This window comes from Rossellomorea sp. DA94 (assembly GCF_029834455.1).
GTDB lineage: Bacteria > Bacillota > Bacilli > Bacillales > Bacillaceae_B > Rossellomorea > Rossellomorea vietnamensis.
In genome coordinates, this window is the sequence record NZ_CP122397.1 from 3,209,010 (window position 1) to 3,228,986 (window position 19,977).

Consider the following 19,977-nt stretch of genomic DNA (forward strand, 5'->3'; position numbering starts at 1 on the left):
CATTCGCGGTACCACCTTTTTTCTCAGGAGAAAGAAGACTCCTGAACTCTCGACGATTATAACGGCTTTTAACCGGCTTCTACTACTCTCATTTCATAGAAACAGCTCTACAGGCGACCTTCCAATGTCTTATCGTAGAAAATCTCTCAGCAAACGATTTTCCTCTCTGAACGTAAGGATCAATGTACTCTTCCTGTTCATTGCTTTTCATGATTATTTATTTACTCATTATAGTATAGGATAAGATAAACTTTCGTCAATCATTATTGGCATTTTCATTGAAAAATATTCATTTTGCCCATACATAGGCACCATTCCATCCCGGTTTCATAAGATAAAGTAGTGAATACACCCAGGAAAGTGAGTGGATGATGATGAAAAAAATCAACCAGTACACGTTACAGAAATGGATGGGGAACGCCCGATTAATATGTAAGCAATTCATCATACCCTTTACCATCTTCCAAGGTATCCGCACGATTCTGCTCCCGACCACGTTTGACGTCCTTCTGTTAACCCTGTTTATCGGTATCGGCCTCGCCATATATTTTGATTGGATTTAAGGAACTGACGAAAAGTGGATTCGTCAGTCCTTTTTTTATTCAGCCTGTTCGGCCTGCTCTTTCTTCTGCTTCTCCATCTCATCGAGACGCATGACCACGTATTCAGTATTCTTCAAGAGCCAGTAGTGACGTTGCAGTTTCTTCAGGGACTTCCGTTCATTCCGCTTATCCTTCGGGGTATGGAAGTATTTTTCCACCACGGCAATGACGGAGCTCGGATATGCCAGGTAGCTCATGAACAGGAGCCTCTCTTCATTCCGGACGGTAAAATGCTGAAAGTAGGTGGTGAGCCATTCAATACATTCCTCATAATACTTAGGATAGGTCTTCAAGGTTCTCGATAAAAACGGCAGCAAATCATGAAAAGGAGACGCCATCTTGGAGTTCTCAAAGTTATGGAAATACCCCAAGCCCCTTTCATCGAATAAAAAATGCTCCGTCGAAACCTTTCCGTGAGTGATCACGGTCCTTACCTTTTCCAGCTCCTTCGTCTCCTCATACCATTCATCCAGCATTTTACGGGAAAACTTCAACGCTTGTGAAGCATCTTTGTAATACATGCAGTAATGAAATTGAAAAGGGGACATGTAGGTGGTCTTTTCACATGCTTCCACGTATTCATCCAGGAACGCCTGCTCTTTATCCCATCTCGACGTAAGCTGCTCATAATGGGATTCTCTCTCTTCCTTATCGATTTTCACTTCGTGGGAGGAAAGAGTGTGGAGCCTCGCCAATTCCCTGAACATCTTTTGATGCTTTTCAAACTGATCTTCTCTTTCCTGGTTCATCAGCCACGGCATGACGTAGTATAAATCCCCCTGATTCCACACAGCATAGCGGCCATCCAGGGTGGGATAAATCGGGACGATCCGATTATAGCCCCGCTGAAACAGCATTTGTACATTCCGGACAAAGTCCACGCCATTTTGGGCAGGAAGCTGTTTGACGGCCAGAGTGCCTTTATTTGAAAATACCTTCGAAATCCTTCCGTAACTTTCAACAAAATGAGGTTCGACCCCATAAGGTTGCAAGACAGGCTTCAATCCCTCCAGCGTTTGCGCCATTTCTCTCACCTTCTACGATTACTTTTCTAAAAAAAACGGACCAACCCCAATGAATTTGGTGTCAGCCCCGTCAATTCCACTATGATACTTTGACTCGCTTCTATGGTCCTCTGATGGGAGCGACCTTGCTATTTTCCTTTATCCCTTGAAAACGAATTCGCTGTTCGGGATATATAGAACCTGACCGGCATATACGTCCTGATTCGCTTCGAGTTGATTCACCCTTAATAGCTGTGGAATGGTCAAATCATATTTTTCCGCTATATAATCCAGGTTTTCTCCCTCCTGGACGATGCATACCCGAAGAGTCGCTCCCCGTTCTTCTTCTTTCCGGGCAAAGAAATCAGTCAATGAAATGGATTCATACTTCTTTTTGCCCTTCGCCTTTTTCTTTTCTTCCTTTTCTTCCTCTTCCATCTCTGCTTCTACGGCTGATGAGGAGGAGGACTCTTCTTCTTCCATCTCCTGCTCCTTGTACTTAGGTGCTGGAGGCGGCGTATAAGCGGCCTTCGGTTCAGCAGGCTGCTCTTCAGACGACTCACTCAGCTCATGCTGAGGAAGCTGGAATACATTCTCTTTCCGGTAGTCGACTTCCTCATAGGAAGGAGCCGGCTGTGTATCGTATTGAATCTGGACAGGAATTTCATCTTCCTGCTCAGCCGGTGGAGTCCTTCCCTCCAGATTAAACGGCTGATACTCGTCATCCTGGTCCTCTTCTTCCTCGTCTTCTTCAGCATAACCTGTGATTTCTTCTTCATGATAGTTCTCGTATTCGTACACTTCTTCTCTTTCTTCTTCTTCGGTTTCGACTTCTTCTTCCGCCTCTTCCACTTCTTCTGCTTGGGCTACGGCACTTGAGCGGTAAAGAGGCTCGAATTCTTCTTCTCTTTCATACTCTGCTTCAAGAGGAGTGTGAGCCTGCTGTTCACCGTAGATACCGGTGATGGTCAAGTCAGCGTTCAGCTTTAAACAGGCATTTTCAGGGACGATGTAGTCAAATGACTCAACGAATACATCAATATCCCCCAGATTCGCGATCCTATTTTTCGGGATTGTGACATCCACCGGGAACCTGTGGACAAATTCATATTCACCCTTCTCCCTCTTTTCCACTGTCTGCACGAACTTCCCGCCTGCTTCGAACTCATCTTCCTCTTCTTCTCTAAGTGATGTCGGTAAATACTCACCCGTCAAATCGAGGCTGCCCCTGATAAGTACGTACTGCTCTTGTTCTTGTATCGTTATATGAGGATCTAAGGAGATAGATAGCAATTCTTCAACTTCCTGTCCTTTTTTGAACCAAATTGATTCTTCCAAAGAAAATCGTAAGCACGATTGTTGTTCTTGTGACAAAGAAAATTCCTCCTTTCAGGTTCCAAACAAAGAAATAGTAAACAATGCCATTATCACTTTATGAAACGGAAAGAAGGAATATGATAGGAAAACGAAAATCCATAAAAAAGAGCCGATCCCAAAAGGATCGGCTTCTACCATTACTTCTTACTGATTTTTTCAAACGCTCTTTCCGCTGCCTGCAGCGTCTTTTCGATATCGTCATCACTGTGGGCTGTCGATAAGAAAAGTCCTTCAAACTGTGAAGGTGGCAGGAAGACCCCTTCATGGGCCATTTCACGGTAGTAGTCGGCAAACATCTCAAGATCGGATGACTTGGCACCTTCGTAGTTCGAAACTTCTTCATTTGTAAAGAAGATCCCGATCATGGAGCCTGCACGATTGATTCTGTGAGGAATATTATATTTTTCCGCAGCTTTCTTCAAGCCTTCTTCCAGTAGATCTGCTTTACGCGCAAACTCGGTATACGTTTCTGGAGTGAGCTGGCTCAGCGTTTCGTATCCAGCGGTCATGGCTAACGGATTCCCTGAAAGGGTTCCGGCTTGATAAATCGGTCCGCTCGGCGCGATCCTTTCCATGATTTCCGCTTTTCCGCCGTATGCCCCGACAGGAAGTCCCCCGCCGATGACTTTACCAAGGCAGGTTAAGTCAGGCGTCACATTGTAATAGCCTTGTGCACAGCCATAGCCGACACGGAAGCCCGTCATGACTTCATCGAAGATCAATAGTGCTCCATGATTTTCCGTTACCTCACGCAGGCCTTCCAGGAAGCCCGGTTGTGGAGGGACGACACCCATGTTTCCGGCTACAGGCTCGACGATCACACCGGCAATGTCATCACCATATTGTTCGAAGGCATAACGGATGCTTTCCAGATCATTGTAAGGCACCGTGATCGTATTCTTTGCAACCCCTTCAGGAACACCGGGACTGTCCGGTAAACCGAGTGTCGCGACACCCGAGCCCGCTTTAATTAATAAAGAATCGCCATGACCGTGGTAACAGCCTTCGAACTTGATGATCTTATTGCGGCCGGTGTATCCACGGGCCAACCGCAGGGCACTCATCGTCGCTTCCGTACCTGAAGACACCATACGGACGATCTCGATGCTTGGCACCCGGTCGATCACCAGTTGAGCCAGTTTATTTTCAATTTCTGTTGGAGCACCGAAGCTCGTTCCGTTTTCAGCCACTTTTTTAATGGATTCCACAACCCGGTCATTGCTGTGACCAAGGATGAGAGGACCCCAGGAAAGGACATAGTCGATGTACTCATTCCCATCGATATCATAGATTTTCGATCCTTTTCCCCTTTCCATGAAAATCGGATCCATCTTAACGGATTTGAATGCACGGACGGGACTGTTCACTCCGCCGGGCATGAGCTTTACAGCTTCCTTGAATGCTTGTTTCGATTTCTCATATGAACGCAATATCGGTTCCTCCTTTAGTGATCGTTCAGTCATCCTGACAGGAATTCTCCACCAATTAGGATAACCAGTTTGCTACGTCTTTTGCAAAATACGTAATGATGAGGTCTGCCCCTGCACGTTTCATGCTGGTCAGTTTCTCCATGACAATTTCCTGTTCGTTCACCCAGCCGTTCTGAGCCGCTGCTTTCACCATGCTGTATTCCCCACTTACGTTATAGGCGACAACCGGTGCATTGAAACGGTCTTTCACTTCACGCATGATATCCAGATACGAAAGGGCCGGTTTCACGATAAGGAAGTCGGCACCCTCCTCCATATCAGACTGCGCTTCTCTTAGGGCTTCCATGCGGTTCGCAGGGTCCATTTGATACGTTCTGCGATCTCCAAATTGAGGTGTTGAGTGAGCCGCATCACGGAAAGGACCATAGAAGCTTGATGAATATTTCACAGCGTATGACATGATCGGCACATCATGATAGCCTGCTTCGTCCAGCCCGTGACGGATGGCTGCTACGAATCCATCCATCATGTTGGACGGAGCGATGATGTCTGCACCGGCTTCAGCCTGGCTGACCGCTGTTTTGGCCAACAGATCAAGGGTTTCATCATTCAGGACTTTCCCGTCTTTGACGATCCCGCAGTGACCGTGACTGGTATATTGACAGAGGCACGTATCGGCGATGACAACAAGATCCGGGTAACGCTCCTTCACAAAACGCGTTGCCTCCTGGACGATTCCATGGTCATGATACGCCTGTTTCCCCAATTCGTCTTTTTCAGCAGGAACACCGAAAAGAATGATGGACTTGATCCCGAGTGAAACCACTTCATCCATTTCAGCTTGTAAATTATCGAGGGAAATATGATAAACACCCGGCATGGATGGAACGACATTCTTGATGTTCTCCCCTTCCACGACAAACAACGGGTAAATTAGATCTTCTTTTCTTAGATGTGTTTCCCGCACGAGCGCACGCATCGTTTCCGATTGACGTAAGCGGCGGTGTCGATTAAATTGCAGGTCTTTCATAATAAAAGCCTCCTAATGTTTGATAGCTAACAGGCAGAGATGAACTCTTTCATCTCATTCACCATTTCATTTACAGTATAAACGCTTGGACAGATTTTTACATGTAATCCGTATTGCTCCGCGGTTTTTTTTGTGATCGGGCCGATGCACGCAATGGGAATGTCCCTGATATGATCATAGAGGGAATAGTGACGGATGACCTTCATAAAGTGATGGACCGTCGATGAACTCGTAAATGTAATGATATCCACTTGTTCTTGTTCAATGATCGTTTTCAACTGGACAAAGCTGTCCTCTGGAAGGGCCGTTTCATAGACGATCCATTCCTGACAGCTGACTCCTGCTGAGGCCAATTCCGTTGCAATCACATTCCTTGCCAGATTCCCTTTTGGAATCAGAACGTGACCATCAGGCTTCACGTTAGAAATGAACTCCTCGGCGAAGTCATCGCCTGTGAAATTTTCCGGGACAAATGAAATCGGTATGCCGAATTTATGACAGTACTGCTCCGTCTTGGTCCCGACGGCCGCGAATTTCCCCGTATAAGAGGATAAAGGGATCCCCCTTCTTTCTAATGCTTCCAAGAAGAACTTCACCCCATTTTTACTGGTGAAGATAATCCATTCGTATGTATGTAAGGTGGTGTGAAGCGATAATTCCAACGGATCTATGTGGGGGTGAAAATGAAGGAGCGGTACCAAGATGGGCACCCCTCCCTCGTTTTCAATGAGCGACCCGGTTTCACTGGATCCCTCACTGCCACGAGTAATCAAAACCTTTATTTGTTCTAAAGGCCTCTTACCCTTCATTATTGATCCAGCTCCTCTTTCACCTGATCGATCAAGGCTTTCGCCCCTTGTTTTGTTAAACTTTCAGCCACTTTTTCTCCAACTTCCTTCGGATCCTGACCCGTCATGTATTCTTTGTAGATCGTCTGTCCGTCCGGAGAAGCGACAAGTCCGGTCAATGCAACATCTCCATTGTCCTTCAGCTCGGCAAATCCCGCAATCGGCACCTGACAGCCACCTTCCATTTTATGCAGGAAAGCTCGTTCAGCCGTCACGGTACTCGTTGTCTCTTCGCACGCGAACTTCTCTAGCAGTTCAAGAACTTCATCGTCATCATTTCTGCACTCGATCGAAAGGGCCCCTTGACCGACTGCCGGCAAGCAAAGGTCCGGATCAAGGAATTCCGTTACGACATCCGACGTCCATCCCATGCGCGATAGTCCCGCCGCTGCCAGGATGATGGCATCGTAATCTTCATTCTGAAGTTTGGAAAGGCGTGTATCGATGTTGCCGCGGATCCACTTGATCTCAAGATCCGGTCTCACAGAAAGGATCTGAGCCCCTCTCCTAAGACTGCTCGTTCCGACGATCGCTCCGCCAGGGAGGTCTTTGAGGGCAACATGATTCTTACTGATAAACGCGTCACGGTGATCCTCACGAACCGGGATGCTTCCAATGGTCAGTCCTTCTGGCAAAACAGCCGGCATATCTTTCATACTGTGAACGGCCATGTCGATTTCTTTATCCAGCATCGCCTGCTCGATTTCTTTTACAAATAATCCTTTACCGCCGACTTTGGATAAGGTGACATCCAGAATCTGATCCCCTTTCGTCACAATCTCCTTTACTTCGAAATCGTAAGAAGGGTCGATTGCCTTCAACTGATCGATCACCCAATTGGTTTGGGTAAGGGCTAATTTACTTCGTCTTGAACCAACAATGATTTTTCTCATAATGACCTCCTGAAAACTTATGAATACCAGAAATGAAATGAAGACAACCGACTAGCTAGGAAAAAGTTGATTAATATAATCAAGAAGGCTGCAACATTAAGAAACGCTAATGATTTACCAAAGACATTCTTTTTAATGCGAAGGTATAAATACATGCTATATAAAATTAATAGAATGAATGATCCCACGATCTTTGGATCATACCATAGAAATTCCGGGAGTTTGATGTATGCCCATTGCAGCCCCAATATCAGGCTCAACAGAAGCATCGCCACCCCGATGGAATTAGAGATATAAGATATCTTCTCAAGCTTGGACAAATCACTGATTCTCCATAACCTCTGCCCCCACTTTTTCTCCTTTAATAATTTAAACTGGAGGAGATAAAGAAGAGAAAACACAAAGGAAAGACTGAAGGCCCCATATGACAGGATGGCCATCGTAATGTGAATCAGCAGTAACTCCGATACCATCTGTTCTGCCATCGCTTGGGACTCCACCTGAACGGGAGCGAAGGTATGGATCGCCATGATGATGAAACCGAGTACATTTGTAAAGAAGACAGTAAAATCCACCCTTAGCAATCGGTTGATGATCAGGGACAGGGTGATGAGCACCCAGGCATAAAAATAAAGTCCCTCAAAGATGGTGAGGACCGGAAACCTGCCTGTATTCATCATGTATAGAAATAAAAAGATTGTTTGAAGGACCCAAACAATCGCAAGTAACCAGAAGGCAAACAGGTTCGCCTTCCGGTTTTTGTTTAAGAAATCTATAAAATAAAAGAGAATACTAATAGCATACAGAACAATCATAAGTTCGTGCAGCCTAGTCATCGTTTGTTCAAACATCGACATTAACCTCACTTATGCTTGAAAAGAGGGTTGTGGTGTAAAGCCATGATTGCTCTCAGTCTTTTCGTTGGCTGCTTTCACTTGTTTCTGCTCTATCACTTCTTGTTCAATGTTAAAAATGTTGATGAATAAATCCAGCTTATCTTCAGCATCCGGCAGCCCGGCAAATTCCTTTGCCTGGAGGATCGGATCTTTTAATAACTGATTGATGATACTCTTCGTGTGCTTATTCAAAACTTTACGTTCACGATCGGTTAAATCAGGCATTTTACGTTCGATGCTTTCCATCGTATCTGCCTGGATGGAGAGTGCCTTCTGCCTAAGGGCAGAGATGACCGGAACCACACCGAGCATATTCAACCATTCTTTGAACGCCACGATTTCCGCTTCAATCATGATTTCAATTTGCTCAGCAGCTTTTTTGCGTTCAGCAAGGTTTGCCTGGACGATGCCTTCCAGATCATCGATATCATAAAGGAATACGCTCTCGAGCTGACCGATCGCAGGGTCTAAATCCCTCGGTACGGCAATGTCCACCAAGAATAGGGGACGGCCCTTCCTCATGCTTTCCACATGGGACATCATTTCTTTCGTGATGACAAAATCCTTTGCTCCTGTAGAACTGATCATGATATCCGCTTCTACAAGGGCGCATTGAAGCTCCTGCATCGTCTTCGCATTACCGCTGAAACGCTCTGCCAGGGTTTGGGCCTTCTCATACGTACGGTTGATCACGGTCACCTTGGTGGCTCCACTGCCATGAAGGTTTTTGATGGCAAGCTCCCCCATCTTCCCTGCACCAAGTATGAGGACATGCTTACCCTCCAGGCTGCCGAATACCTTTTTAGCCAATTCAACGGCTGCATAGCTGACTGATACCGCATTGGAACCAATCTCTGTTTCCGAGTGACCCTTTTTCGCAACCGTCACCGCCTGCTTGAACAGATGATTAAATACGGTACCCGTCGCTCCCGACTCCTGGGCATTCAGGAAGCTTGAACGGATTTGACCAAGAATCTGAGTTTCCCCGAGGACCATGGAGTTCAATCCACAGGCAACCTTAAACAGGTGTTCGACCGCTCCTTCTTGTTCATAAATGAACAGATAAGGTGTGAACTCCTCTTTATCTATCTCAAACCATTGAGATAAAAATTCTTTAATATAATAACGACCTGTATGAAGCTGATCCACTACCGCATAAACTTCCGTTCTATTACATGTAGAAACAATCACATTTTCAAGGATGCTTTTCTTTTCCTTTAATGTTTTCATGGCTAAAGGAAGATCAGTTTCATTGAAAGATAAACGCTCACGAATCTCTACAGGGGCCGTTTTATAATTTAAACCAACGACTATTGTATACATGCTATGCACTACACCCCCAAGTAAAATCATTACTGTTATTATAACATGTCCAAATAAGTCCTCAGGCCCTGAAATGTGAACAGAAATTGAAACCTGTGCTACAGTTAAGGGGGTAGAATCGAATGATTCTTCCGGGACTTGCGAAACATCACTTTCATCATTACATTTAAGTAGAAGAAAGAAAGAAGCTTGAAAGCATTTTCAATTCTTCTTAAATCTTTTATATTTCGACATTTGCCTACTAATGTAGGGTACCAAAACAAGCCTAAAGAATCAAGTAATGGAAAGCTTTCTCACGATTCATCGGAACAAAGGGATCGATTTTTCATATTATGTGTCATTTTCCCTTAAAAAATAGGAATTAAATCCGAAATTTCACTAATTTTCAGGAGGAAAAGAATGAAACAGCAGCGAATATTCCCCGGAATCATCTTAATTGGCTTTGGAGCTTACTTTTACTTACAACAAGCGAACATTGTATTATTTCAGGAATTTTTCACGTGGCCCACTTTGCTTATCATTGTCGGACTCGCGTTTCTCGGTCAGGGATACGGGGGAAGGGATTATGAAGCCATCCTTCCCGGTACGATCCTGGTCGGATTCGGCCTGCATTTCCATGTGGTCAACAAGCTTGACATTTGGCCGGATCATATGGGGACCTTCATCCTCATCATCGCCCTCGGTTTTCTTCTCAGATATCAGAAGACACGCGCCGGCTTATTTCAAGGAGTGCTCTTTCTGACACTCTCTATCATTCTCCTATTCTCTGATAAAGTGGTGCGATGGTTCGGTTTCATTGAAGGAAGCGTGGGAAGCGCGTGGGAATTCTGGCCCATTATCATTATCGGTATCGGTGTCTATTTATTATTTGTAAGAAAAAAGTAGGCAAAACGTGAAAAAGCCCGGAATCGCATCCGGGCTTTTTTTCATTTATTAAAGAACCGAGTCCAAAAATTCTCTCGTCCTCTGTTCTTTTGGAGAATGGAATAATTCCTGAGGGGGTCCCACTTCGACGATGCGTCCATCATGCATATAGACGACCCAGTCGGCCACTTCACGGGCAAATCCCATTTCATGTGTCACGACGACCATCGTCATCCCTTCTAAAGCAAGCTCCTTCATGGTAGCGAGTACCTCACCGACCAATTCCGGATCAAGTGCAGAGGTGGGCTCATCGAACAGCATGATATCCGGCTTCATCGCAAGTGCCCTGGCGATGGCGACACGCTGCTTCTGTCCCCCGGAAAGCTTGGACGGGTAGACATCTTCTTTATCCCCAAGCCCGACCTTCTTTAACAGCTCTTTGGCATCCTTCCTTGCTTCCGCCTTAGAGACACCCTTTACGTACACCGGTGCCTCCATCACATTTTCCAATACGGTTTTGTGGGGGAAAAGATAGAAATGCTGGAACACCATCCCTACCTTTTGACGGATTTTATTCAAATCATGGGTATCCTGGTTGACTTCATCGCCTTCGATGACAACCTTCCCATTATCTTTCAGCTCAAGGAAGTTCAAGCAGCGAAGCAGTGTACTCTTCCCAGATCCACTGGCGCCAATGAGACAAACCACGTCACTTTCCCTTACGCTGATATCAATGTCCTTTAATACATGCAAATCACCAAAGGATTTATTTAATTTTTCTACTTTAATCATTTCCTGACTCATACTCATCCCTCCTGCGTCATTCTTAATCACTGATGGACATACGTTTTTCAATTACATTGACAATCGTTGAGAATAGTAAGACAAGAACCAGGTAATAGATTGCTACGACGAGCAAATAGGTCATATAATCAAAATTATTCGATCCGAGTGTCGTTGCCACGCTGAACAATTCGAACATCCCGATGAATGAAGCAAGGGATGAGTCCTTCAATGCAATGATGAATTGATTACCCAGGGGCGGCAGGGCACGCCTGAATGCCTGTGGAAGGATGATCCTTCTCATGGACAATCCAAGGGACATCCCAAGGGAACGCCCGGCTTCCATTTGCCCTTTGTCGATGGACTGAATGGCTCCCCGGAAGATCTCTGCGATATAAGCCCCGTTATGGAAAGCAAGACCCATAACGACCGACCAGAAGCCTGAAATATTCAATGAGGTCAAACCGAAATAGAAAATGAAGATTTGAACGATTAATGGTGTACCCCTTACAACGAAAATGTATAAATCCGCAATCAGGGACAAAGGCTTGATCCCTGAAATCTTCAGGAAAGCGAAAAACAGACCGATCACAATCGCAATCAGGACAGAAACAAAGGTTAACTGGAATGTTAACAGCATCCCTTTCAGAAAAACATCATATGTACCTGCAAAGGTTTCTAAAAAGTGCATGGACTTCCCTCCGTTCGATTTTTTCCACTTTAAGACAAAAAGCGAATGCGCATAGAAGCACATTCGCTCTGTGTCATGCTGCTCTTACTCTTTCTCGGGATCTGATGTAATATCTGTTTTGAAATATTTTTCACTGATTTTCTTCAATGTACCGTCTTCTCTTAATGCTTCAAGAGCTTGATTGACTTCCTTCAATAGCTTTTCATTGTCTTTACTGACGGCAATCGCCTGCTCACTGCGTCCGATCAGTTCACGTGCTTCGATGTTGAGGCCAGAAGCAATCGCTTCTTTACCTGTAATGAAGTCTGTGATGACGGCATCATGTTTTCCTTTGTTTAACGCTTCAAGTGCCACAACGTCACTATCATATGCCTGAATTTTGTCCGTTACTTCCTTTGCAGTATCTGAGTACGTCGATCCCTTTGATACAGCAATTTCCTTGTCCTTCAAATCATCCAGGGTTTCAACATCACTGTCTTTACGGACGAAAATCTGTGGACCTGAATAATAATAAGGAGTTGAGAAGTCTACTTCCTTCAAACGATCTTCCGTGATCGTATGACTGGCTACCGCCGCGTCGAAACGTCCGGATTTGACCCCTTCTACAATTCCTGCAAATTTAAATTTCTTCTGCTCGGGTTCAAGACCCATTTCTTTCGCAACGGCTTCTGCCACTTCAATATCGAAACCTGACATGGTTCCATCGTCATTCGTCACACTGAATGGCTTGAATTCACCGGAAGCTGCATAAACGAATTTGCCTTCCTCCACTAACTTCGCACCACTCTCTGTAGTAGCTTTGTCTCCGCAAGCGGATAGAAGAAGTGCAGCAAGTACTAATAAGACCAGGCTTTTCAAATTCTTCACTGTCTAGAGTCCCCCTTATGTAGCTTGTAATATTTTTAATCTTTCATAATTTTATCAACAAAAGAGAAAATTCTCAAAATTCAAATATAGCTTCCACAGCTTATAATTATCCATTTTGGTGGATGAACTCCATTCAGCTTTGATATGGATACATATGCGTCCCTATCCTTTCATTTCCTTTCATATCCTTTCATCCTATAGGCCAAAAAACCTTATACGGACTTCGGTAGACCTTCTTTATGACTACTTTTCAGTAAAAAAAGAACCGACCTCCATAAATGGAAATCGGTTCTTTACAAGATCATTTATAATACGATTTGATGGCGTCCCAGGCTTTGTCTTTTCCAAGGCCTGTTTCAGAAGAGAACATGATAAGATCGTCTTCGCTGTCCATGTTCAGGGTTTCTCTTGTGACTTTCAGGTGCTTCTGCCATTTTCCTTTCGGGATCTTGTCCGCTTTAGTGGCAATGACGATACATGGAAGCCCGTGATGCTTGAGGAAATCATACATCATCACATCATCTTTGGTCGGGGCATGACGAAGGTCCACGATCAGGATGACCGCCCTTAGCTGCTCACGGGAAGTGATGTAGGTTTCAATCATCTTTCCCCAAGCTTCCCGCTCCGTTTTGGATACTTTGGCAAAACCGTAACCGGGAACATCTACATAATAGAGGGTTTCTTCTATTTTATAAAAGTTCAGCGTCTGGGTTTTACCAGGCTTGGATGAAATCCTCGCCATGCTCTTCCTGCCGATCATTTTATTGATGAATGAGGATTTCCCTACGTTCGAGCGCCCCGCTAAGGCAAACTCAGGAAGGATATCGCCAGGATATTGTTCAGGCCTGACCGCACTGATGACTAGCTCAACTTGATTTACTTTCACTTCTTTTCACCTACTAATGCTTTCTCTAAGACTTCATCGATGTGGGATACAAGGATGAACGTTAATTCTCCCCTCACACTTTCAGGAATATCATCTATATCCTTTTCATTATCTTTCGGAAGGATAATCGTTTTAATTCCAGCACGATGAGCACTTAATGTTTTTTCTTTCACTCCGCCGATTGGAAGGACTCTTCCTCTCAGGGTCATTTCTCCTGTCATCCCCACTTCACGGTTCACGTATTTCCCTGTCAGGGCAGATACGAGTGCCGTCGTGATCGTGATTCCGGCTGAAGGACCGTCTTTCGGGACTGCTCCTTCGGGAACGTGGATATGAATATCGTGTTTCTCGTGGAAATTCTCATCGATCCCAAGTTCCCCCGCCTTCGAACGTACGTAGCTGAAAGCTGTTTGAGCAGACTCCTTCATGACGTCTCCCAGTTTCCCGGTCAGAACAAGCTTCCCTTTACCCGGTGCAAGGGATACTTCGATTTGAAGGGTATCCCCGCCGACCGTCGTATAGGCAAGGCCAGTTGATACACCGATCTGATTTTCTATTTCTGCCTGGCCGTAACGGAATTTCCTCTTTCCGAGGAACTCTTCTATATTGCTTGAAGTGATCACGACTCTCTTCTTATCACCTGAAACGATGATCTTCGCCGTTTTTCTGCAAAGAGCGGCCAATTGTCTCTCCAGGCTCCTTACACCGGCTTCCCTGGTATAATAACGGACGATATCAACGATTGCTTCATCTCTCACTTGAAGCTTGGATTTGGTCAATCCATGGTCTTTGATTTGCTTTTCCAGTAAATGATGCTTCGCAATGTTTAACTTTTCAAGCTCCGTATAACCGGCAATCGTAATGATTTCCATCCTGTCCCGGAGTGGTCCCGGAATGGTTGAAAGGTCATTTGCCGTTGCAATGAACATCACTTTTGACAAGTCGTATGTCTCTTCAATATAGTGATCACTGAAGTTTGAATTTTGTTCGGGATCCAGTACCTCAAGCATTGCAGAAGAAGGATCTCCCCTGAAATCACTGGACATTTTATCGATTTCATCGAGAAGGAACACAGGATTGATCGTACCTGCCTTTTTCATCCCGCGGATGATCCTGCCGGGCATGGCGCCAACATACGTACGTCTGTGCCCCCTGATTTCGGATTCATCACGGACGCCCCCAAGGGAGATGCGTACAAAATTCCGCCCCAGTGATTCAGCCACGGAACGGGCCAAGCTCGTTTTCCCGACACCTGGAGGTCCGGCCAAACACAGAATGGGTCCTTTCAGGGATTGAGTCAGCTGCTGAACGGCAAGATATTCAAGAACCCTTTCCTTGACCTTTTCAAGACCGTAATGATCCCGGTTTAATATCTGTTCGGAACGCTTGATGTCCAATTGATCTTCTGTTTCGGTGGACCATGGTAAAGAAACAAGCCACTCGATGTAATTTCGAATCACAGAGCTTTCAGCAGAGCTTGAAGGCACTTTCTCATAGCGTGCGAGCTCCTTTAATGCCGTAAGTTCCACTTCTTCAGGCATATTGGCCTGTTCTATCTTTGAAGTTAAATCTTCAATTTCACCCGTTTTACCTTCTTTGTCACCCAACTCTTTTTGAATGGCTTTCATTTGCTCCCGAAGATAATACTCTTTCTGGGTTCTTTCCATCGAACGTTTGACACGCTGCCCGATTTTTTTCTCTAAGCTCAGCACTTCTTTTTCATTGTTGATCGTTTCGATCACCATTTGAAGCCGCTTCTTAATATCGAGTGTTTCCAGGACGTTTTGTTTTTCCTTCATCTTGAGGGGCAGATGGGATGCGACGATATCCGCAAGCCTTCCCGGTTCTTCAATATCTGAAACGGTTGAATACGTTTCGGCTGATACTTTCTTTGATAGCTTTATGTATTGTTCGAAATAATTGAGTAACGTCCTCATCAAGGCGTCTGTTTCCGATTCCTTCCCTTCAGAATCATGAAATTCCTTCACCGTAACTTCGTAGAAATCTTTTTGCTCAGTGAATGAAGTGATGGACGCCCGATTCATTCCCTCAACCAACACCCTGATGGTCCCGTTTGGCAGTTTAAGCATTTGCTTAACCTTTGTCAATGTTCCCATTTCGTAAAAATCTTCCTGTGTTGGCTCATCTATATTCATATCTCTTTGAGTCGTTAAGAAAATTAAATGATCATCCATCATCGCTTTTTCTAAAGCTTGAACGGAGCGCTCACGTCCAACATCTAAATGCAAGACCATTGTTGGATACACAAGTAAGCCTCTTAATGGAAGGAGGGGAACCGTTAAATTATTTTGTTTTGCCACATATAACACCTCCGAATTATGCTTCTCTAGTCTTTGTACAATTCTAACTTATTTACTAGGGAGTGTCTATTAAATAGGTATTTACAACTTTATTCAAGGCATGCTGCTCTTATTCCTGTTCTCCCCATTCAAAAACAAACCGATTCGGATAGACCCGAATCGGTCAACAGTCTATACACTTTTCTTATTTTGTTCAGGTGCGAGATCGGGTGACGATACGTGATCCTTCATCAAGGCGAGATCAAGAACTTCCTTGAGCTGTTTGACTGGGACCACTTCGATTCCTTCTATCTCTTTTAACATCGCCTGCTGGTTGTCGTAAGGAATGATGGCCATGGTCGCACCGGCTAGCTTCGCACCTTTCACCTTAGGATATACCCCACCGACAGGCTTAACAGATCCATGTATACTGATTTCACCTGTGACGGCAATCGTATGCTTGATGGGAATCCGGTAAATGGCCGAATAGATCCCAAGAGCCATGGCAATCCCTGCAGAAGGACCGTCGACCGGCACCCCGCCTGGAAAGTTCACATGGATATCATACTGATCGGCAGGTACTCCCATGGAACGAAGGACGGTGATCACATTCTCGATCGATCCTTTCGCCATACTTTTTCTTCTGATGGATTTACTCCGATCACCGATGCTCTCTTCTTCCACGATTCCCGTCACATTGATGGTGCCCTTATCGACTGCCGGAATCACATTTACTTCAATTTCAAGTAGAGAACCCGTATTCGGTCCTGTCACGGCTAACCCATTGACCAGACCAATCGTTGCCTCTTCATTGATTTTTTTCTGATAGCGAGGGGAAAGCTGACTGGATTGAATGATCCATTCGAGCTCATGATCATAAATTTCTTTTCTATTTTCTGTGATGGCAACCCCAGCGGCTATCTGGACCATATTGACTGCTTCACGTCCGTTGCGCGCGTAAGATGCGAGGGTTTCGAGACCTTTGTCACTGATCGTCATTTCTACTTTCTCAACGGCTCCTGCCGCTACCTTCTTCACTTCATCATGCTCAAGCTCCCTGAAGAAAACTTCCATGCATCTGGAGCGGATCGCCGGAGGCAATTCATTCGGTGTACGGGTCGTGGCACCGATCAAGCGGAAATCAGCCGGAAGGCCGTTTTTGAAAATATCATGTATATGGGTGGGAATTTGATGATTTTCTTCATTGTAATAGGCACTCTCAAGGAACACCCTGCGATCTTCTAACACTTTTAAGAGCTTATTCAATTGAATGGGGTGCAATTCCCCGATTTCATCAATGAACAATACGCCTCCATGGGCATTCGTCACAGCCCCTTGTTTAGGTTGCGGGATCCCGGCTTGTCCCATGGCTCCTGCCCCTTGATAGATGGGATCATGGACGGAACCAATCAGCGGATCGGCAATCCCCCGTTCATCGAATCGTGCCGTGGTGGCATCCAATTCAACAAAAACGGCAGAAGATCTGAATGGGGATTTCATATTTTTCTTTGCTTCTTCCAGGACCAAACGGGCTGCTGCCGTTTTTCCGACACCGGGCGGTCCGTAAATGATGACATGCTGTGGATTCGGACTGCATATCGCTGCTTTTAATGCTTTGATGCCATCTTCCTGTCCGACAATATCTTCAAAGCTTGAGGGTCTTACCTTTTCGGCAAGGGGTTCAGTCAGTGAAATGGACCTCATCTTTCGGAGTTCTTCCATCTCCTTTTTTGATTCACGGTCAATGGAAACTTTTTGCGTTCGCTGGTTTTTCAACAGATTCCAGAAGTACAGTCCAATGATGATTCCGAAGAATAATTGGATGAATAAAGCGATGCTTGTAAAGCTCATTCGTCTCCCTCCAAGTAGATACAAGTTGTTATCGGTTAGTATCTCCTTGACCTTGTGGGAATAAACAAAAAAAATTCGGTGATGAGATGGTTCAAAAAGGGATATTTCATTAACTAATACAGTCAATTCCACCTTTTTTCTCTAATAATTGACAATCTTCTATATCAAGAGACCAGAGTCCTGAGTTTAAGACTACTCCTGATTTTACTAGGTGAATTTTTTTTGAGAAGATTGGACCGTCCAGGACGAAGGTGTGATATTCACCCGCTTCTCCCATGACGCAGCAGTCTTGCTTGTTGTGAATGCTTTCGAAAAATTCCCAATCGAGCATTCTGCCGGCCCATGATGGATCGAATACGTTGGCGGAAGCCCTGCATATGACTGCAGAGAATCCAAGTGTGATGAATTCTTTCAGTAGTTGACTGCTTTCTCCCTTCGAAATCCATACGGGAAATGAGGGTTTCAAACCCGCATTCATTGCCACTTCTTCATTCCACTTTCGATCTTCTTCTGCATATAAGCTTCCAAAGACGATTTCATCCACACCCCTATCCTGCTTTAAATCTGATAATGCCCCGATGAGGGAACGCTCATAATCATCTCCGGAATTCACAAGTACCAGCGGAATACCCACGGCTTTTGCCTGATGCTCGAGAATATCCAATTTGAGACCGTGAGCATGATTCCGTTCATATTTTTCTGAAACCATAGAAACAAGACACTCTACTTTTTTGCCGGCTTTTAACGTACGATACAAAGCCAGACACCCGTCTTTCCCGCCACTCCAGCTAATGGCCACCTTGGTTTTCTTATTGTCCAACCGTCCCGTCTCCTTTCTATCACTTCAGTCGTAAAAAAAGCCGGGAATGAAGGATCATTCCCGGCTTTACGTTAAGCTATTAAGCTGATGTCTTTTCTTCGTTCGGATCGATCATGGTGCCATCCTCAAGCATTAAGTGAGGGGCTGCATCTTCAAGGATCGTCTCTTTCGTAATGATACATTTTTTAATATCATCACGTGAAGGAAGATCGAACATCACATCGAGCATCATGGTTTCGATGATGGAACGCAGTCCACGTGCACCTGTTTTACGCTCAATTGCTTTTTTAGAGATTTCAAGCAGGGCATCTTCTGTGAACTCAAGCTCGACATCATCCAGTTCAAGCATTTTTTGGTATTGTTTGACCAATGCGTTTTTAGGTTTAGTCAGGATTTCAACCAGTGCTTCTTCATCAAGAGGCTCAAGGCTTGAAATGACCGGTAAACGACCGATGAATTCCGGAATCAATCCGAATCTCAATAAGTCTTCAGGAACAACTTTAGAAAGTAGGGACTTATCTTCTTTCACATCAGCGTTTTTAGGATCAGAACCGAATCCGATTACCTTTTGACCTAAACGGCGCTTGATGATTTGTTCAATTCCGTCGAATGCTCCACCACAAATGAATAGGACATTGGACGTATCGATCTGAATGAATTCCTGGTGAGGATGCTTGCGTCCGCCTTGTGGTGGAACGCTTGCTACCGTACCTTCAAGAATTTTCAAGAGGGCTTGTTGCACCCCTTCACCTGATACATCTCTCGTGATGGATGGATTCTCGGATTTTCTTGCCACTTTATCGATTTCATCGATGTAGATGATCCCTTTTTCAGCTTTTTCCACATCGTAGTCAGCTGCCTGGATCAGTTTCAATAGAATATTCTCTACATCTTCCCCAACGTAACCGGCTTCTGTTAAAGAAGTCGCGTCTGCGATGGCGAAAGGAACGTTAAGAATACGAGCCAGAGTTTGGGCGAGGAGGGTTTTCCCGCTACCAGTCGGTCCAATCATGGCAATATTACTCTTAGACAATTCAACGTCATCGACTTTACTGCTGGAGTTGATACGTTTGTAATGGTTATAAACCGCTACTGCAAGTGATTTCTTCGCCTGGTCCTGTCCGATGACGTATTCATCGAGAATTTCACGGATTTCACGTGGTTTCGGTACGTCTTTAAATTCTACTTCTTCTTCTGTACCCAACTCTTCTTCTACGATTTCTGTGCAAAGCTCGATGCACTCATCACAAATATACACACCTGGTCCAGCGACTAGTTTACGAACTTGATCTTGAGTTTTTCCGCAAAAAGAACATTTTAATTGCCCTTTTTCATCATTAAATTTAAACAATGATTTTCACCCCTTCGTTAAAACTTCATAAAATCGTGCTCTGTTTCATCAAACGAACGATTCCTTACATCCCTATTACCTAAAGTTATGTACTGCATTTTATCATATTATATGTTCGTAAAGAAATTGATACGATTCTTAAGAATCATCTTATTATGTAT

At 44.7% G+C, this 19,977-nt stretch carries 18 protein-coding genes and 1 other annotated feature (1 of these 19 cut by a window edge); of the genes, 2 read left to right on the forward strand and 16 right to left on the reverse strand.

Annotated features, from left to right (window positions below):
* Positions 1–210 (reverse strand) — a binding site (T-box leader) (it extends 18 nt beyond the left edge of the window).
* A gap of 164 nt (positions 211–374) precedes the next feature.
* On the forward strand, positions 375–563 hold the full coding sequence (locus tag P8596_RS16750) for a YszA family small membrane protein (RefSeq protein ID WP_034760497.1): 189 nt from the start codon (positions 375–377) through the stop codon (positions 561–563).
* A 35-nt stretch (positions 564–598) separates the two neighbouring features.
* Here P8596_RS16750 and ysxE read toward each other — a convergent pair whose 3' ends face one another.
* The 8 genes from ysxE to hemA form a co-directional block, all read right to left on the reverse strand.
* Positions 599–1,627 carry a spore coat protein YsxE gene (ysxE, locus tag P8596_RS16755; RefSeq protein ID WP_224519411.1) on the reverse strand — a complete coding sequence of 343 codons (1,029 nt, stop codon included), beginning with the start codon at positions 1,625–1,627 and terminating at the stop codon, positions 599–601.
* A 138-nt stretch (positions 1,628–1,765) separates the two neighbouring features.
* A complete protein-coding gene (spoVID, locus tag P8596_RS16760; protein WP_224519410.1) occupies positions 1,766–2,980 on the reverse strand; it encodes a stage VI sporulation protein D in 1,215 nt (404 codons plus the stop codon).
* Positions 2,981–3,120: 140 nt separating this feature from the next.
* The gene (gene hemL, locus P8596_RS16765) at positions 3,121–4,413 is read right to left on the reverse strand and encodes a glutamate-1-semialdehyde 2,1-aminomutase (protein ID WP_279724395.1); all 1,293 of its coding nucleotides are present in this window, start codon (positions 4,411–4,413) and stop codon (positions 3,121–3,123) included.
* Between the two features lie 55 nt (positions 4,414–4,468).
* Positions 4,469–5,443, reverse strand: coding sequence for a porphobilinogen synthase (gene hemB / locus P8596_RS16770; RefSeq protein WP_034757163.1), 975 nt, complete (start codon positions 5,441–5,443; stop codon positions 4,469–4,471).
* A gap of 26 nt (positions 5,444–5,469) precedes the next feature.
* Complete coding sequence (locus P8596_RS16775; protein WP_279724396.1) at positions 5,470–6,252, reverse strand: uroporphyrinogen-III synthase; 783 nt, start codon at positions 6,250–6,252, stop codon at positions 5,470–5,472.
* Positions 6,252–7,184 (reverse strand): hydroxymethylbilane synthase, encoded by a 933-nt coding sequence (hemC, locus tag P8596_RS16780; protein WP_279724397.1) that lies wholly within the window; start codon positions 7,182–7,184, stop codon positions 6,252–6,254. The genes P8596_RS16775 and hemC overlap by 1 nt, the downstream gene beginning before the upstream one ends.
* A gap of 17 nt (positions 7,185–7,201) precedes the next feature.
* Complete coding sequence (ccsA, locus tag P8596_RS16785) at positions 7,202–8,035, reverse strand: cytochrome c biogenesis protein (protein ID WP_034757155.1); 834 nt, start codon at positions 8,033–8,035, stop codon at positions 7,202–7,204.
* Between the two features lie 15 nt (positions 8,036–8,050).
* Entirely contained in the window at positions 8,051–9,403 is a 1,353-nt protein-coding gene (gene hemA, locus P8596_RS16790) for a glutamyl-tRNA reductase (protein WP_279724398.1), read from the reverse strand.
* Between the two features lie 399 nt (positions 9,404–9,802).
* On the opposite strand from hemA, the gene P8596_RS16795 reads away from it, so the two are divergent.
* Positions 9,803–10,288, forward strand: a complete 486-nt coding sequence (locus P8596_RS16795) for a LiaI-LiaF-like domain-containing protein (RefSeq protein ID WP_061810221.1) — start codon at positions 9,803–9,805, stop codon at positions 10,286–10,288.
* A gap of 48 nt (positions 10,289–10,336) precedes the next feature.
* Here P8596_RS16795 and P8596_RS16800 read toward each other — a convergent pair whose 3' ends face one another.
* The 8 genes from P8596_RS16800 to clpX form a co-directional block, all read right to left on the reverse strand.
* A complete protein-coding gene (locus P8596_RS16800) occupies positions 10,337–11,071 on the reverse strand; it encodes an amino acid ABC transporter ATP-binding protein (protein ID WP_034757147.1) in 735 nt (244 codons plus the stop codon).
* Between the two features lie 22 nt (positions 11,072–11,093).
* The gene (locus tag P8596_RS16805; RefSeq protein WP_034757145.1) at positions 11,094–11,741 is read right to left on the reverse strand and encodes an amino acid ABC transporter permease; all 648 of its coding nucleotides are present in this window, start codon (positions 11,739–11,741) and stop codon (positions 11,094–11,096) included.
* An 84-nt stretch (positions 11,742–11,825) separates the two neighbouring features.
* Positions 11,826–12,608, reverse strand: a complete 783-nt coding sequence (locus P8596_RS16810) for a transporter substrate-binding domain-containing protein (RefSeq protein WP_051758187.1) — start codon at positions 12,606–12,608, stop codon at positions 11,826–11,828.
* Positions 12,609–12,909: 301 nt separating this feature from the next.
* Positions 12,910–13,494, reverse strand: a complete 585-nt coding sequence (yihA, locus tag P8596_RS16815; protein ID WP_224519403.1) for a ribosome biogenesis GTP-binding protein YihA/YsxC — start codon at positions 13,492–13,494, stop codon at positions 12,910–12,912.
* A complete protein-coding gene (gene lon / locus P8596_RS16820; protein ID WP_224519402.1) occupies positions 13,491–15,815 on the reverse strand; it encodes an endopeptidase La in 2,325 nt (774 codons plus the stop codon). The genes yihA and lon overlap by 4 nt, the downstream gene beginning before the upstream one ends.
* A 171-nt stretch (positions 15,816–15,986) precedes the next feature.
* Positions 15,987–17,645, reverse strand: a complete 1,659-nt coding sequence (gene lonB, locus P8596_RS16825; RefSeq protein ID WP_034757137.1) for an ATP-dependent protease LonB — start codon at positions 17,643–17,645, stop codon at positions 15,987–15,989.
* A gap of 109 nt (positions 17,646–17,754) precedes the next feature.
* Positions 17,755–18,465, reverse strand: coding sequence for a Dph6-related ATP pyrophosphatase (locus P8596_RS16830; RefSeq protein ID WP_279724399.1), 711 nt, complete (start codon positions 18,463–18,465; stop codon positions 17,755–17,757).
* Positions 18,466–18,544: 79 nt separating this feature from the next.
* A complete protein-coding gene (clpX, locus tag P8596_RS16835) occupies positions 18,545–19,816 on the reverse strand; it encodes an ATP-dependent protease ATP-binding subunit ClpX (protein ID WP_034757134.1) in 1,272 nt (423 codons plus the stop codon).
* Positions 19,817–19,977: the final 161 nt, after the last annotated feature.